1 protein-coding gene is annotated in these 1,043 nt (G+C 70.9%); it reads left to right on the plus strand.

Annotation, left to right across the window (positions count from 1 at the left end; all coding sequences use genetic code 11):
• Positions 1 to 1,043 (plus strand): homocysteine S-methyltransferase family protein (locus AB0J12_RS39655; RefSeq protein WP_363269667.1); only part of this gene is annotated, 1,043 nt, incomplete at both ends.

The raw sequence follows: 1,043 nt of genomic DNA on the forward strand, positions 1-1,043 counted from the left end.
CGGGTGTTCGAGCTGTCGGAGGCCGGTGCGCGCATCGCCCGTGAGGTGGCCGACGAGTTCGCCGGCCGGGACGGGCGCACCCGCTGGGTGCTCGGTTCGATCGGTCCCGGCACCAAGCTGCCCACGCTCGGCCACGTCGGCTACGCGACGATCCGTGACGGCTATCAGGCCAATGCCGAGGGTCTGCTCGCCGGTGGTGCCGACGCGCTGATCGTGGAGACGACGCAGGACCTGCTGCAGACGAAGGCCTCGGTGGTCGCCGCCCGCCGTGCCATCGAGGCGGCCGGTGCCGACGTGCCGCTGCTGGTGTCGATGGCGTTCGAGACGACCGGCACGATGCTGCTGGGTTCGGAGATCGGCGCGGCGCTGACCGCGCTGGAGCCGCTCGGCATCGACATGATCGGTCTGAACTGCTCGACCGGGCCGGCCGAGATGAGCGAGCACCTGCGCTACCTCACCCGCCACTCGCGTATTCCGCTGCTGTGCATGCCGAACGCGGGTCTGCCGATCCTGACCAGGGACGGCGCGCATTTCCCGCTCGATGCGCAGGGGCTGGCCGACGCGCAGGAGAACTTCGTGCGCGACTACGGCCTGTCGCTGGTGGGCGGCTGCTGCGGCACGACGCCGGAGCACCTGCGCCAGGTCGTGGAGCGGGTGCGCGGCCTCGCCCCGGCGGAGCGCGATCCGCGCCCGGAGCCGGGTGCCGCGTCCCTGTATCAGACGGTGCCCTTCCGTCAGGACACCTCCTACCTCGCCATCGGTGAGCGTACCAACGCCAACGGCTCGAAGAAGTTCCGTGAGGCGATGCTGGAGGGCCGCTGGGAGGACTGTGTGGAGATGGCCCGCGAGCAGATCCGTGAGGGCGCGCACATGCTCGACCTGTGTGTGGACTACGTCGGCCGGGACGGTGTGGCGGACATGCAGGAGCTGGCGGGGCGGTTCGCCACGGCCTCCACCCTGCCGATCGTGCTGGACTCCACCGAGGTGCCGGTCCTCCGGGCCGGGCTGGAGAAGCTCGGCGGCCGTGCGGTGATCAACTCGGT

Origin of the sequence: Streptomyces sp. NPDC049915, from assembly GCF_040656475.1 — a bacterium.
Lineage (GTDB): Bacteria > Actinomycetota > Actinomycetes > Streptomycetales > Streptomycetaceae > Streptomyces.